This window comes from Nocardia sp. NPDC003726 (assembly GCF_053586955.1).
Genome location: NZ_JBSFNF010000008.1, coordinates 1 through 14,724, shown reverse-complemented (window position 1 = coordinate 14,724; position 14,724 = coordinate 1). Strand labels below are relative to the sequence as shown.

Annotated in this window: 13 protein-coding genes; 7 read left to right on the top strand and 6 right to left on the bottom strand. The window is 70.5% G+C overall.

The features are described from left to right. Position 1: 1 nt before the first annotated feature. Positions 2 to 655 (bottom strand): response regulator, encoded by a 654-nt coding sequence (locus tag ACWDMM_RS12870; RefSeq protein ID WP_195078914.1) that lies wholly within the window; start codon positions 653 to 655, stop codon positions 2 to 4. A gap of 163 nt (positions 656 to 818) precedes the next feature. Beyond that, the gene (locus tag ACWDMM_RS12865) at positions 819 to 2,132 is read right to left on the bottom strand and encodes a sensor histidine kinase (RefSeq protein WP_357112882.1); all 1,314 of its coding nucleotides are present in this window, start codon (positions 2,130 to 2,132) and stop codon (positions 819 to 821) included. A gap of 158 nt (positions 2,133 to 2,290) precedes the next feature. Here ACWDMM_RS12865 and ACWDMM_RS12860 point away from each other — a divergent pair, with 158 nt between their 5' ends. Genes ACWDMM_RS12860 through ACWDMM_RS12850 form a run of 3 tightly spaced genes read left to right on the top strand, consistent with a single transcriptional unit; the run spans position 2,291 to position 5,896 of the window. Beyond that, on the top strand, positions 2,291 to 2,599 hold the full coding sequence (locus tag ACWDMM_RS12860) for a hypothetical protein (RefSeq protein WP_195078620.1): 309 nt from the start codon (positions 2,291 to 2,293) through the stop codon (positions 2,597 to 2,599). A 53-nt stretch (positions 2,600 to 2,652) separates the two neighbouring features. After that, positions 2,653 to 3,360, top strand: coding sequence for an ABC transporter ATP-binding protein (locus tag ACWDMM_RS12855; RefSeq protein ID WP_195078913.1), 708 nt, complete (start codon positions 2,653 to 2,655; stop codon positions 3,358 to 3,360). Between the two features lie 43 nt (positions 3,361 to 3,403). After that, positions 3,404 to 5,896: an FtsX-like permease family protein gene (locus ACWDMM_RS12850; protein WP_449937643.1), complete on the top strand. Its 2,493-nt coding sequence runs from the start codon at positions 3,404 to 3,406 to the stop codon at positions 5,894 to 5,896. 10 nt (positions 5,897 to 5,906) lie between these two features. Here the strand turns inward: ACWDMM_RS12850 and ACWDMM_RS12845 are convergent, their stop codons facing one another. After that, positions 5,907 to 7,676: a protein kinase domain-containing protein gene (locus tag ACWDMM_RS12845; protein WP_357112886.1), complete on the bottom strand. Its 1,770-nt coding sequence runs from the start codon at positions 7,674 to 7,676 to the stop codon at positions 5,907 to 5,909. 297 nt (positions 7,677 to 7,973) lie between these two features. On the opposite strand from ACWDMM_RS12845, the gene ACWDMM_RS12840 reads away from it, so the two are divergent. Further along, entirely contained in the window at positions 7,974 to 8,822 is an 849-nt protein-coding gene (locus ACWDMM_RS12840) for a serine hydrolase (protein ID WP_323124192.1), read from the top strand. A gap of 1 nt (position 8,823) precedes the next feature. Here ACWDMM_RS12840 and ACWDMM_RS12835 read toward each other — a convergent pair whose 3' ends face one another. Then, positions 8,824 to 9,489, bottom strand: coding sequence for a response regulator (locus ACWDMM_RS12835; RefSeq protein WP_039799687.1), 666 nt, complete (start codon positions 9,487 to 9,489; stop codon positions 8,824 to 8,826). Positions 9,490 to 9,830: 341 nt separating this feature from the next. Further along, positions 9,831 to 11,051, bottom strand: a complete 1,221-nt coding sequence (locus ACWDMM_RS12830; protein WP_195078617.1) for a sensor histidine kinase — start codon at positions 11,049 to 11,051, stop codon at positions 9,831 to 9,833. A gap of 167 nt (positions 11,052 to 11,218) precedes the next feature. Here ACWDMM_RS12830 and ACWDMM_RS12825 point away from each other — a divergent pair, with 167 nt between their 5' ends. The 3 genes from ACWDMM_RS12825 to ACWDMM_RS12815 are packed head-to-tail and all read left to right on the top strand — an operon-like array spanning position 11,219 to position 13,854. Continuing rightward, positions 11,219 to 12,013, top strand: a complete 795-nt coding sequence (locus ACWDMM_RS12825; RefSeq protein WP_449937423.1) for a hypothetical protein — start codon at positions 11,219 to 11,221, stop codon at positions 12,011 to 12,013. Then, complete coding sequence (locus ACWDMM_RS12820) at positions 12,010 to 13,353, top strand: alpha/beta-hydrolase family protein (protein WP_357112891.1); 1,344 nt, start codon at positions 12,010 to 12,012, stop codon at positions 13,351 to 13,353. Before ACWDMM_RS12825 ends, ACWDMM_RS12820 begins: the two co-directional genes overlap by 4 nt. Before the next feature lie 54 nt (positions 13,354 to 13,407). Then, the gene (locus ACWDMM_RS12815; protein ID WP_195078614.1) at positions 13,408 to 13,854 is read left to right on the top strand and encodes an SRPBCC family protein; all 447 of its coding nucleotides are present in this window, start codon (positions 13,408 to 13,410) and stop codon (positions 13,852 to 13,854) included. 90 nt (positions 13,855 to 13,944) lie between these two features. On the opposite strand, the gene ACWDMM_RS12810 is transcribed toward ACWDMM_RS12815, so the two are convergent. Continuing rightward, complete coding sequence (locus tag ACWDMM_RS12810) at positions 13,945 to 14,532, bottom strand: TetR/AcrR family transcriptional regulator (RefSeq protein WP_195078613.1); 588 nt, start codon at positions 14,530 to 14,532, stop codon at positions 13,945 to 13,947. Between the last annotated feature and the right edge of the window lie 192 nt (positions 14,533 to 14,724).

Below are 14,724 nucleotides of genomic sequence, written 5' to 3'. Positions count from 1 at the left end.
GTCACAGAGTGGATTCTCCGGGTGCCACCACCCCGTGGTCAAACGCGAACACGATCGCCGCGGCCCGATCCCGCAGCTCGAGCTTGCCGAAGATATGCCCCACATGACTTTTCACGGTCACTTCCGAGATACCGAGTTCCCGAGCGATTTCCGCGTTCACCCGGCCGCGCCCGATCAGTTCGAGCACCTCGTATTCGCGCGCGGTCAATTCCGACAGCCGCGCGTCGGTGCTGGTGCGCACCGGGCGGACGGTGCGGTAGGCCGACAGCACGCGGCCGGTCACGGCGGGATCGAGCCAGGCGCCGCCGCCCGCGACCATCCGCACCGCGCGGATGAGGTCCTCGGCGGGCGAGTCCTTGAGGATGAATCCGGCCGCGCCGGCGCGCAGCGCACCGGACAGCAGTTGGTCGTCGTCGAAGGTGGTGAGCACGAGCACCGGCGGAGCGCCGTCGCCGGCCCGCAGCATTCTGGTGGCGTCGATGCCGCCGACCCGTTTCATCCGCAGGTCCATCAGCACCACGTCGGGGCGGGCTGCCGCGACGGCGGCGGGCACCTCGTCGCCGTCGGCGCACTCGGCGACCACGAAGCCGTCGCGTCTGCGCAGGATGCGCCGCAGACCGCCGCGCACGAGTTCCTGGTCGTCGACCACGAGCACGGTCACGGCGTCCTCGCCGCCTGCGGGTGTCGGCACGCTCACGACCGCACCTCGCCCGCGCTCGGCTGCGGCACGCTCCCTGCTCGGTCGGCTCTCCGATACACAAGTCCTCCTCGCTGCCAGGCAGCGCGCGCTGCCGCGGACACGAATCGCCGACGCCTGCTCACGAACCCTCCCGTCCGGCCGGCGCCGCCCCCGGCAGCACCGAACACGAGAATCCGCCACGGCCGGGTGCGAGCGGAATAGCCGCGCGCACCGACCAGTCGCGGCCGGACGGACCTGCCGTCATGCGACCGCCGAGCAGTTCGGCGCGCTGCCGCATCCCGGACAGGCCCATGCCGGCGCCGCGCTGGGCGGGCAGCCCGGCGGGCACCGTGTTGTCCACCGTGAGGGTCACCATGGTCGTGTCCACCGCGAGCCGGATCGTGGCGGAGGCGCCGTGCGCGTGTTTGACGACGTTGGCCAGCGACTCCTGCCCGATCCGGTACAGCGCGAGCCCGACCGCGGGTGACACCGCGCCGATATCGCCCGCGCGGTCGTACCGCACGTCCAGCCCGGCCCGCACGAAATCGCCGACCAGATCCTCGATGTCCTCCACACCCGGTTCCGGAACCTGCTTCCAGGGGCGCGCGTCGAGCAGGCCGACCGTGCGGCGGATGTCGGCCATCGCCTGTCTGCCGAGCCGCTCGGCGTCGGTCAGCGCCTCCACGGCTTCGTCCACGTCGCGGTCGGTCTCCAGGGCGTGCCTGGCGGCGGTGAGATGCAACAGCGTGACGCTCAGCGAGTGGGCGATCACGTCGTGCACTTCCCTGGCGATCCGGTGCCGTTCCTCGTCGGCGGCCTGCGCGGCGCGGATGTCCTGATATCCGCGCTCCTGGTAGAGGAAGCGGCGCTGGTATTGCAGCATCAGCCCGGCCATCCAGCCGAAGGCGATGCCAACCAGATAGGTCGGCAGACCCTCCGGCACATGGCCGATCACCGCGAAGGCGGCCAGTTGCAGCATCATCGCGATCGTGACCGGGATGCTCACCCGTTTCGGCGCGATCGCCGCGATCTCGCCCGCGGCGGCCACCAGCACGAACGGCGCGAAGTCGGCCTCGACCGGTTGGGCGAGGAACAACGCCTCCGCCGCCATGGCGAGCACGCCGAGCAGCAGCGGGCGCGGCAGCACGCCGAGCAACGCGTGCAACGGACCGAAGGCACAGGTCAGCAGGACCGCCACGATCGGAAGCAGGGTCGGGAAATAGCTGTGCCGCTGCACCGCGGCCGCGACCGCGACCGCGAAGACCGCGATGTCGACGCTGACGATCACCGACGGCGGATAGTCGTACGGCAACTCCTCGACGCTGCGCCGGAAGGCCGCGACCGGATCGCGCGCGAACTCGGAGCACCGCTGCCCGACGCGCCGGACCGAGGCCCGCACGCGGCCCGCGCGAGGCGTACCTGGCGGTGCTTCGGATACGCCGGTCGAACCCATTCTGTAAGGCTAGCCGCCGCATCGTGGCCGGTACATCGTCCCGCGAGCGGGACGCGGCTCCTACCGTGGTCGGAGACGCATTCGGGTCCCTGGCACGACGACAACAAGGTCGTCGCGTCCGTAGCGTTGGCGGTAGTTCACAGAGGAAGGCGATGGCCATGTCCTGGACGGATCAGCACGCTCGAACCGACATCGTGCACACCGTACTCACCCGCGCCGCGCTCGACCCGGCCGATCCAGACCTGTTCGCCGGGCTCCCCGGCCTGGATCGGCTGTTCGGCGGCGAAGAAGGGCTGCTGCTGGCGCTGCGCTACCGGTGGAATCTGCACTTCGCCGCGAAACTCGACCAGGGATCGACGGCGATGGAGGCCTACTTGGAACTCGCGGCCGAGCAGCCGGTGCTGCGCGCGGTGCTCGACGCGCAGTATCGTCGCCGCAAACTCGCGTCGGAGGCCATGGCGCGGTAACGCGCGACGAGGAACGAAGAACTTTGATCGACCATACGGAGCGGGGGACGACGATGCCGGAACCGGCGATGCTGGAACTATCGGGCGTGACGAAGGAGTATCGGGTCGGCGGCCAAGCGGTCCGCGCTCTCGACGACGTCGCCTTGCGCATCGAGACAGGGGAATTCACTTCGATCATCGGACCGTCCGGTTCCGGCAAGAGCACGCTGTTGCATCTGCTCGGCGCGCTGGACAGTCCCGACGCGGGCTCGATCCGGTTCCGCGGCGAGGAGATCGGCGCGCTGGACGAGGAACAGCAATCGGAATTCCGGCGTCACCAGGTCGGTTTCGTGTTCCAGTTCTTCAACCTGCTGCCCACGCTCTCGGCTTGGGAGAACGTGGCGATACCCAAACTGCTGGACGGCACGGGTCTGCGCAAGGCGAAGCCGCGCGCCATGGAATTGCTCGACCGGGTGGGCCTGGCCGCGCGCGCCGAACATCGTCCGGCCGAACTGTCCGGCGGACAGATGCAGCGCGTGGCGGTGGCGCGGGCGCTGATCATGGATCCGCCGCTCATCCTGGCCGACGAGCCCACCGGCAATCTCGACTCCAAGACCGGCGCCTCCATCCTCGAATTGCTCGGGGAGATCGCCGGATCGGGCAGTTCGGTGGTGATGGTGACCCACGACATGGGCGCGGTGACCTACTGCGACCGCGTGATCACGCTGCGCGACGGCCGCATCGGGTCCAACGACAAGGTCGAGCGGACGGTCAACGCGTGAGCGGTCGGTGGAAGGTGATGGCGCGGGCGGGAAGGGGCACGGCATGATCGGCGCGGCGTGGGATCGCCTGCGGCTGTTCAATATCGGCGAACTGCTCGCCCATCGCGGCCGCACCTTCATGTCGCTGGTCGTGATGGGCGTCTCGGCGTCGCTGCTGGTGGCGGTGCTGAGCATCTCCGGCTCGGTCACCGGCTCGGTGGACAGACTGACCCGCGGCCTCGGCGGCAAGGCGCAACTGGAGGTCAGCGGGATCACCGACGCCGGCTTCGACCAGCAATTGCTGCGGCGGATCGCGACCACACCCGGCGTCGCGGTGGCGGTGCCGATGCTGCGCACGCAGATCGGCACCGGCGCCGACCGAGCGCTGCTGATCGGCGCCGACGCGAACATCGGCGCGCTCGGCAGCGAATTGACCACGCCGATGAGCGCTTTCACGGGGAAGCTGCTCTCGGTGCCCAATGGTGTGCTGGTCGGCTCCGGACTCGGCCGCGCCGAAGGCGAGCAGTTCACGCTGAGCGGCACGACGGTCACGGTCGCGGGCGTTCTGGACGCGGAGACGTCCGGGAAACTCAACGACGGTCACCTCGTCGCCGCTCCGCTCGGGCTCGCGCAGAAGATCACCGACCGGGCGGGGCGGCTGGATTCGGTGCAGATCATCCCCGCCGACGGCGCCGACCTCGGACAGGTGCGCGCGGCGCTCACCGACGTGGTGGACGGACGCGCGGTGGTGGCCGAGCCGAGTCTGCGCACCGCGCAGGCGGGCGGGGCGGTGCAGATCGTCCGCTACTCCACCACCATGGCGTCGGCCGCCGCGCTGATCGTCTCGGCGTTCCTCATCTACAACGCGATGAGCATGGCGATCGCCCAGCGCAGGCCGATGCTGTCGCTGCTGCGCGCGATCGGCGGCAGGCGCGGCCCGATGGTGCGCGACCTGCTGGCCGAGGCGGCGCTGCTCGGCGTGCTCGGCGGTGCGGTCGGGGCGGCCATCGGCGTGTTCATGGGCAGCGTCGCGATCGGCACGCTGCCCACCGCGATCGTGGAGTCCGTCGAGGCGCGCACCGAATACTCGGTGCCCTGGTATGTGATTCCGTTCGCCGTGGTGGCCTGCGTGTTCACCAGCGTGCTGGCGGCGTCGCTGGCCGCGCGCCAGGTGTACCGGGTGCGGCCCATCGAGGCGCTGGCCCCGGTCGGTGCGGCCGGGACCGACACGGCGAGCCCGCTGCTGCGCTGGCTGGCGGCCCTCGCGGGAGGCGGGCTGGCCGGGGCCGCGGTGCTGATCGCGAGCAGCGATCTGGGCCGCTATTCGCTGACCGCCATCTCGATGTCGTTCATCGCCGCGATCCTGATCTGCTTCGCCGCCACCGGCCCGATCGTGCGGGCCGCGGCGGGGATCGCGCGCTGGTTCCGCGCGCCCGGCGCACTCGGCGCGACCACGCTGGAACGCTCGCCGCGGCGCGTGTGGGCCACGGCGATGACGGTGATGATCGGCGTCGGGGCCACCGTCGGCATGAGCGGCGCGTCGAGCAACATGATCGACTCGGCCACCGTCACTTTCACCGATCTGGCCCGCAACGACGTCTACGTCAGCCCCGCCTCGATGGCGCAGTTCCCGACCGGGCCGCTGCTGCCCGCGGATCTGGCCGGCAAGCTGGCGGCGGTGCCCGGGGTCGCGCATCTGAGCCCGGCGCAGATGGCCTTCGCCACGCTCGGCGGCAGTCGCGTGATGCTGCAAGGGTTTCCGCCGGATGCCAGGGAGACGCGGATGCGCATGCTCACCGACGAGTCGGTCGCCCGGTTGTCGGCCGGGGAAGGCGTGGCGATCTCGCGCGACGTGGCGCGCTCGCTCGGCGTCGGCGCAGGCGCGGAACTGACCTTGCCGACCCCCACCGGCCCCCATACCGTGCGGGTCCTGCAGGTGATTCCGTATTTCTCCGCCATCGCCGGCGTGGTGATGATGGACCTGGACCTGATGCGCAGCTGGTACGAGCGGCCCGGCGAGACGGTCATCGCGCTCGACATCGCGCCCGGCGCCGATCGCGCGGCGGTGTTCGCGGCGATCCGGCAGGTGGTGCCGCCGGAACTGAACGTGGACACCGGCGCGGACACGGTGGTGGCCGCCTCGTCGAGCATCCGGCAGGGCATGGCGATGAGCAATTCCATTCTCTGGATCGTGGTGCTGGTCGCCACGGTCGCGTTGCTCAACACGTTGATGCTGTCGGTGCTGGAGCGGCGCAGGGAGATCGGCGTGCTGCGCGCCATGGGCACCGGACCCAAGTTCCTGATGCGCTCGGTGCTCGCGGAGGCCGCGGGCATCGGCATCGTCGGTGCGGTGCTCGGTCTCGCGCTCGGCGCGACGGTGCAGTTCCTGGCCACGGTCGCCCTCGGGCACGCCTTGACCATCGACGTCACCTACCGGCCGAGTCCGATGCTGCTGGTCTACGCCGCGGTCGCGCTGGTGCTCGCGTTGCTCGGGTCGATTCCGCCCGCGTTGCGCGCCGCCAGGATGCCCATCGTGGAGGCGCTGGCGGTCGACTGAGTTCGCCGGTTCACAGCGGCAGGTCGGCGAACCACGTCTTGAATTTCGCCGAGGTGATGCCGAATCCGGAGGTGGGCATGCTGTCGGTGAGGGTCACCGTGGCGAACAGCAGGTAGTTCGACCGGGCCGGGTCGTCGAAGCCGACGACGAGGTAGCCGTCCGGGAGTCCACCGGCCTTCTCCTGCCACCGGTAGGTCGAGTACGACTCGCCGTTGTTGCGTTCGGTGGCCGGCGTGTTCGGGGGCAGGTCCAGCACCGCGGCTCGCGCGTCGGCGGCCGACTTGAAGCCGATGAGGACGTAGTCGGGCTCGGCGATCGGGGTGCCCCAGCAGTTCCACGCCGTCGCCCAGTTCGGAAAATCGGGTACGCCGTTGGCGCTGGACACTTTGCTGCCCGGTTCGGCGGTGCCGAGGAAGCACGTCTTGCCGCCGTAGCCAGGTCCGGAACCGATGTTGTATTTGGTGTCCACGCCTTGCGGCAGCAATTTCGGGAACGCCTTGGCGAGTTTGTCCGCGTCGGACGGGCCGGAGGGCGCCTTGGTGGCGAGGTCCAGCGGCGACGCGGAATCGGAGAATCCGACCTTCGCCACGAAGATGCCGACGCCGACCAGCAACGCCACGATCACCAGGACGATCGTCACGATCAGGCCGGTGTTGGAGCGGCCTTGCGACGGATAACTCGGCTGCGGCGGATAACCGATGGGCGGGGCGGCGGAATGCGGCGGCGCCGCTGGGTAACCCGGCTGCGGAGCCGTCGCGGCATAGCCGCCGGACGCCGGGAACTGCTGGCCGCTCATCGGATTCGGGGCGTACTGCGGCGGCGCGGTGTAGCCGGCGGCGGAGGGGTTGTAGGCCGGCGGGCTCGCCTCCGGCGCGGGATAGGACGGTTGCGCCAGGACGGTGGGCGCGGGCTGCGGTTGGTACTGCGCGGCCACCACGGTGGGAGCGGGTTCGGTGAGCGCTCGCCGTGCGGCCGAGGCGAATTCGGCGCAGGAGACGTAGCGGTCGTCAGGTCGCTTCGCCATGGCCTTGGCGATCACCGCGTCGAGCGCGGGTGACAGACCGGCGCGCACGGCCGCCACCGAGGGCGGCGGCAACTGGAGGTGGCCGCGGATGATGTCGGCCGGCGCGGGCGCGTCGAACGGGGCGACGCCGGTCAGCAACCAGTACAGCGCGCAGGCCAGCGAATACTGATCGGAGCGGTGGTCGAGGTGGGCCCCGGTCATCTGCTCGGGCGACGCGTAGGCCAGCGTCGCGGTGAACATGCCGGTCTGGGTCAGGTGGGTGGAATCCTCCCGCAGCCGGGCGATGCCGAAATCGGTGAGGAAGACCCGCTCGCCGTGGCCGCCCACCGCGCGGGCCAGCATGATGTTCGCCGGTTTGACGTCGCGGTGCAGCACCCCCATCCCGTGCGCGTAGTCCAAGGCCGACGCGACGCCCTCGATGATCTGCACGGCGCGCTCCGGCGGCAGGCTCTGCGGGTTCACCGTGGCCGCGTCCACGCCGTCGACGTACTGCATGGAGATCCACAGCTGCTCGTCCTCGGCGCCGCGGTCGTACACCGCGACGATGTTGGGATGATCCAGCTGTGCCGCGAGGTCCGCCTCCCGCTCGAAGCGGGCCCGGACCTCCACGTCGGTGAACAGCTCCCGGTTGAGCAGTTTGAGCGCGGTCTGCCGAGGAAGTCTGGGGTGACGGGCCAGATACACCGATCCCATTCCCCCCTGGCCGAGGAGCTTCTCTATGGTGAACCCGGCGAACACCGCACCGCTGTCGAGCAACACGCCCCCTTCAGGTGACCGCTTTCCTACCGATCCAGGAGCCTACCGGGTGACGCCGTGGCCACGTGGTTTCGAATTCTCCGGGAAGATCGGCAAAACTATGGTCGAGACATCGTGCCGTCGACGCCACCGCGCGCCGCGGTGATGTCTCCTGTCCGGTCACCGACCGGGCGGGCCCGATGAGATATTTTGCACCGCCGTTCTACAGCGCGACGCGTCACCGGTGGTGGGGAGGACTCGGTGGTGAGGTCGACGAGATCTGCTTCGACGTGTCGTTCTGCGCTACGCGCCGGAGCGATGGTGGTGCTGCTCACGCTGACCTCGTGCACTCTGCTTCCCGGTGATCGGCCGGATACCGATCCCCCCGCCGTGGTCGTCGACACCGCGGGAGCGTGGCGGCCACGGCTGGCCGTGTCCATGCCCGACTCCCTGGCCGCCGATTTCACCCAGTTGCAGCCGCAGCTGGGCGGACAGGTCGGCATGGCGATCATGCCGGTCGGCGGTGGCCGGATGACCGTCTTCGGCGACTGGGTCAGCGGCATCGCCTGGTCGACCATCAAGGTGCCGCTCGCGATCGCTGCGCTGCGCCACGACTCGCAGGAAGGCATCCTCCAAGAGGTGGAAGCCGCCATCACATGGTCGGACAACGACGCCGCCGAAGCGCTGTGGCAGTCGCTCGGCGACGGGCTGGAAGCGGCCAAGGCGGTGCAGGACGTGATCGACGAGGCGGGCGACGCCACGACCGGGGTGGCAGGCCCGCGCACCACGCTGGACTACACCTCCTTCGGCGGCACCGAATGGACGCTGGCCAATCAGGCCCGCTTCGCCTCCCGGCTGCCGTGCCTGCCCGAGTCGTACCAGGTCACCGAGCTGATGACGGAGATAACGCCCGAGCAGGCCTGGGGTCTCGGTGTGCTGGAGGGCACGGCGTTCAAGGGCGGATGGGGCCCCGACGACGAGACCGGCGTCTACACCGTCCGCCAGTTCGGCCTGGTGCCGGTGCGCTCGGGCATGATCGCCGTCGCGCTGGCGGCGACGGCCGATTCCGGCAGCTTCGACGACTCCACCACCATCCTGAGCCGGATGGCGCGGATGCTCGGCCGTCACCTCGACGAACTGCGCGGCGGATCCTGCCCGCCGATGTGACTCAGCCCGGGGTGACCAGGCCGGTTTCGTAGGCCAGCACCACCGCCTGCGCACGGTCGCGCAGATTCAGCTTCGAGAAAACCTTGGATACATGGGTTTTCACGGTCTGCTCGGCCACGAACAGCGTTTCGGCGATCTCGGAGTTCGACATGCCTTTCGCGATCAGCTCCAGCACTTCCCGCTCACGGGGAGTCAGCGCCGACAACTGCGGCGACGGCTTGGCGCGGGCCGCGCTGCGGCGGCGGGTGACGTCGGCGATGAGCCTGCGGGTGACCGTGGGCGCGAGCAGCGCCTGACCGTCGGCGACCACCCGCACCGCCCGGACCAGTTCCTCGGCGGGAGCGTCCTTGAGCAGGAACCCGCTGGCGCCGAGGCTCAGCGCCTCGTAGACGTAGTCATCGATGTCGAAGGTGGTCAGCATCAGCACGCGCACCGGCGGGTCGAACCCGGCGGCCAGGATGGCGCGGGCCGCGTCCAGCCCGTTCATCTCCGGCATGCGCACGTCCATCAGCACGACATCCGGGCGCAGCCGCTTCGCCTCGGCCACCGCGACCTTGCCGTCCGCCGCGTCGCCCACCACGCTGATATCCGGCTGCGCGGCCAGCAACGCTCCGAACCCCTGACGGACCATCGCCTGGTCGTCGGCGATCAACACCGTAATTGCCACCCGCTCACCCTAATTGCCCCGCACGACTGCGCGCTGTGCCCGTGCGCCCGGCCGACGCGGTGACACGCCGATCGGCCGGCGGCCCGGCGTCGAGGGCCGGAGGGGTTTCCCCGGTTCGGACGGTACCGGTCCCGATCTCGGCGTTCGCGACGCTCCAGGATGCGACGGAATCTCCGCACCGCTTCCTTGCGCGATTCGCCATCGGCGCCTTCCTCGTGTCCGCGCCGGTTGCCACGCCTGCGGGCAGAGGCGAGAGCGGCGGCACACCGCTCGGCCATCGCCGCCCATGGCTCCGATCGACGCCGCCGGTCATGCTGCTTCATCACCCGGCGGCAGCGCAGTCAGCGTGCTGGTTCGCCGTGCACTGCGGCAACGGCGGCATCGGCTTCCGGTGCGCCGAGCGGAAAGCGCGCGCGCACCCGGAAACCGCCGTCCGCGCGCGGCCCGGCCGTCACCTCGCCACCGACGGCCACCGCGCGCGCCTGCATGCCCGCGATGCCGTGGCCGCCGTTGCCGACCGCACGGGCCGGTGTTGCGCCCGGCGCGTTCTCGACTTCGAGCAGCAACTCCGCGCCGCGGACGATGCGCACCTGGACCGGTGCGCCAGGAGCATGCCGGGAGGCATTGGACAGTGATTCCTGCACCACGCGGAACAAGGCGAGACCGGTGGTCTCCGGGATGGTGTCCAGGGCCCCGTCGACGGTCCACTCGATACCTACGCCGGCCCGGCGCGCGCCCTCGAACAGGCCGATCACGTCGGCCGCCTTCGGCTGGGGCGCGTGCTCTGGCAACTGGCCGTCGCTGCGCAGCACGCCGAGCATGCCGCGGATCTCGTTGAGGGCCTCGCGTGCTGTGGCGCCGATGGACTCGAACTCGGCGCGCGCGGCCGGGGTGACGCCGTCCACCCGGTACGGCGCGGTCTGCGCCTGTACCACCACCAAGGACATGTGGTGTGCCACGACGTCGTGCAGATCGCGGGCGATGCGCGCCTTTTCCTCCAGGATCGCGCGGCGGGCCCGCTCGAGTTCGTTCTCCTCCTCCTGCCGCACCAGCTGCCGCCGCGACAGCGCCAGCCAGCGGACGAGCAGGCCGAACAGCACCAGCGCGGCCAGCGCGACAGGCCAGCCCCACGCGGCGTTGGCGAACGCGTCGCCTTCGCCGGGCATGGTGGTCGCGAACAGCAGGGCCGTCGCCGCCCATGCCACCGCCACGATCTGCCCCGGCGCGCGCAACGCCACCGCGAACAGCAGCGCGAGCAGGCACAGCACGTGCACGACCTGGAACGGCAGCTCGTTGCCCGGCTGGTGCGGGATCGCCAGCGCGATCACCAGCGCGGAGCCCGCCGAGATGGCCCAGCCCAACGCCGGGTTGATCCGCACCAGCAGCACCGGGAACGCGGCGAGGGCCGCGATGAACGGCTGCGCCGCGGCGGGCACCGCGTGGGTCAGGTGCAGGGTCGGCCAGGCCACTGTGTACCAGATCAGCGCGACCAGCACCGTGCCGAGGTCGAACCAGGTCCGCGCGTCCAGCCGTCGCGTCCAGTCGCGACTTTCTCGGTTCATGCCTACGACACTAGGAACTCGCAGATCACCGCCGCCTCATACCCACGGGTGATTTCCGCCCCGATACCCCGGTACGAGACCTCGCGGCGGCTCCCCCGGCGGCACGGCCCGCGAAACCTCCCCGGGCGTGAGGCGAGCGCGGGAAGCCGGTCCCTAACGTCGTCGCCATGAGCACACCGACCAGCGCCGGGCGCGAGACCCGGTTCGCATCGGCCGCAGGAGCCCGAAACCATTCCGCCGCTACATCGTCCGTCACCGTGCAGACGCGCCGCTACGCCGCGCTCACCGCGACGGCGTTGACCGCCATGGCGGCCACGGTCTTCCTCTCCCCCGCCCCGCGGGCGGCCGCGGCGGCAGCGCCCATCGAGAGCCCGCAGGCGAGTGCCGCCGTCGCCGAACTGGCCGCGGGCGGCCCCGGCGCGCTCACCGCGATCCCGGCGGACTTCGCCGCGTCGTTCGGGTACCGGCCGAGCACGGTGGACGGCATGCTGGTCGATCCGGACGGCGACTGCTCGTCTCCGGTGACGCTGCCCGCCGAGTTCGACACCGCCTGCAAGGCTCACGACCTCGGCTACGACCTGCTGCGCTACGCCGACCGGCGCGGCGAACCGCTGGGCCCGTGGGCGCGCCAGGCCCTCGACGCGACGCTGGACCGGCAGATGCACCAGGCCTGCGCCGCCCGCGTGGATTCGTTCTCCCGCGCCCGCTGCGAGGCGATGGCATCGATCGCGAACACCGCCGTCGATCTGAACTCGCGACGGCAGGACTACGGCGCGCCGGTGGTGGAGCCGCTGTTCGGCGCCGTCGAGTCGGACTCGGGGCCGAGCCGGAAGCTGCTCGGTGTGCTCGCCGCCGGAATCACCGGTCTGGGTGCTGTTTTCGTCGTCCGCACCCGGCGGCGCGGCTCCGGACCCTCGGGTGTCGTGCCGCCTGCCCCCATCGCGGCGACGGTGCGGCGATGACGGGATTCCGCATCCGAACGCCACGAATCGGCACCACGCTCGGCATCGGGGTGGGCACGCTGGCGTCGTTGGCTCCGGGCCTGCTCCCTCGCACTCCCGGCGCGCAAGCCGTGCTGACCGGGCTCCTCGCGGCGCTGACGCTCGGTGCCGCAGGTGCACTGCGAATCCTTCTGCGGCGAAGCGGTTTCGACGTCGATCGTCGGCATGCGTGGCTGCGGCTGCCCTTGTCGATCGCGACATCGGTGTTGGTGGTGGGAGCCGCGGCGAACGCGGGACACTGGCAGAACCGGCTGCGCGCCGCGATGGGCACGCCGCCGATCGGCGCGGACTACTGGGTGCGGTGCGCGCTCGGCGCGGCGCTGATCGTCGGATTGCTCGCGGCGGCTACCCACTCGATCGCCTGGACGCGGCGGAAGCTGGGCTGGGCGCGAGGCGTCTCACTGGCCGCCGTCGCGGCGGTGCTGCTGTATCTGGTCGGCGTGCCCGCGCTGGTCGGATGGCGGGAGACGGCGTACGCGCGGGCCAATGCCGAGCTGGATCCGGCTGTGGTACGGCCGGTTTCGCACAGCGGGTCGGGAACCGCCGAGTCGGCGGTGAGCTGGACGTCGCTGGGGGCCGAGGGACGCAAGTTCGTCAGCGACGCGTCGGTGCGCGCGGTGCGGGTGTACGTCGGGGTGGCCTCCGCACCCGACCTGGACAGCCGCGTCGCGCTGGCGATCGAGGAACTGGAACGCTCGGGCGGCTTCGCGCGCTCGCACCTGGTCGTCACGGTGCCCACCGGATCGGGCTGGATCGATGCGAACGCCGTGGCGGGCTTCGATCGGCGCTTCGACGGGGATGTGGCGCTGGTCGGGCTGCAATACTCCTATCTGCCGAGCTGGGCGACGTTCGTGTTCGGCAGGGACACGGCGGTGACCGCCGCGCGCACCTTGTTCACCGCCGTCGAACACCACATCCAAACCCTGCCACGCAAGCCGAAGCTCTACCTGTACGGGCAGAGTCTCGGTGCACTCGGCGGCAACGCCGTCTTCACCGACGACGCCGAGCAGGACGCCAGGACCTGCGCGGTCCTCTGGGCGGGCCCGCCCGCCAACCGGGTCAACCGCGGCGGCGCGACGGTGCTGGCCAACAGCTCGGATCCGGTGATCCACTGGTCGCTTTCCCAGCTGTGGCGCGCTCCCGACCTGACCGGCGCCCGCGTCGACGCCCCGGTTCCGCGGTGGCTTCCGGTGATCAGCTTCGCGCAGACCACCGCCGACCTGCTCGCCGCCCTGGACGCTCCGCCCGGCCACGGCCACCGCTACGGCCGGGATCAAGGGACACTGATGGGCTCGTGCTGAGCCGTTCGGCACGGCAGCCGCACTCGCATACGTAGAACATGTTCTAATTTCCTCATGGCCTTCGTCATCGACCTCGCCGCCGACATCGACGCTCCCGCCGACCTGGTGTGGCAGGTGATCACCGACTTCCCGCGCTACGGCGAGTGGAATCCGTTCGTCACCGAATGCCGCAGTTCGCTGGTGCCCGGCGAGCCGATCGACATGCTCGTCCGGCTCTCCGGCTCGAAGCCGCGCAAGCAGCGGGAATGGATCCGCTCGCACACCCCCGGCAGTGAGCTCGGCTACTCGATGAAACCGGTGCCCCTCGGCGCGCTGCACAGCCTGCGCTCGCACACCGTGACGCCGCTGCCGGACAACCGCACCCGCTACGAATCACACTTCGAACTCGGCGGATGGCTGCACCCAGTGGTCGTCGCCTTGCTCGGCAAGGATCTGCGCCGGGGTTTCGATGGCATGACCGACGGCATCCAGAAGCAGGCAGAATCGCTGCGCGCTTCGTGAAGGGCCGCCGTCCAGCCGTCCGACCGGACCGAGAAACTCGACGGGAAGCCGTTGTCCAATGCCCGTCTGGTCGAGTAGAACCCCCTGGGCTCAGGCCCGCAGATAGGCCAGCGCGGCGTCGAGCGCGGCGTCGGCATATTCCTCGGTGAGGCCACCGAGGCCGAGGGACCACCGCATCTGTACCGGGCCGAGCAGCAGATCGATGGCGAGCTCGAGATCCAGATCCGCGCGCAGTTCGCCCGCGGCGACGGCGGCGGCCAAGCGATCGGCGACGGCGGCGCGCTGGGGCAGCAGCAGACGCTCACGGTAGGCGGCGCCCAGCTCGGCGTCCTGCTGGATTTCGATGTACATCGCACGGAGGAAGGATTCGAAACCCGGATCGGTCAACGCGACGACCGAGCCGCGCAGCAACAGGCGCAGATCGGCGGCGATGTCGCCGGTATCGGGCAGGGCGGGGCCTTCCGGCCCCGAATCGGATTCGAGCATGGCGTCGAACACGACGGCGCCCTTCGACGGCCACCAGCGGTAGATCGTCTGTTTGCCGACGCCTGCGCGGGCCGCGATGGCCTCGATGCCCAATTTCGCGTAGGACACCTCGCGGATCAGCTCGGCGGTCGCGGCGAGTATCGCGGCACGGGCGCGCTCGCTGCGGCGCGCGGCGGTGGGAGTGTCGGCCATCCGGTCACGGTAGCAGACAACGAGACGATACGTCTCGTCTTGACAACGAGCGAACGGCTTGGCACGGTATCCGGCGAGACGCAGCGTCTCGCGACGAAAGGACTCTCAATGACCGTGTCAAGTCGCGGAGGCCACCGGTATCGGCGTGTCGAAGCTGAATTCGCGGCCGTCGCGCAGCAGTGCCCACAGGAC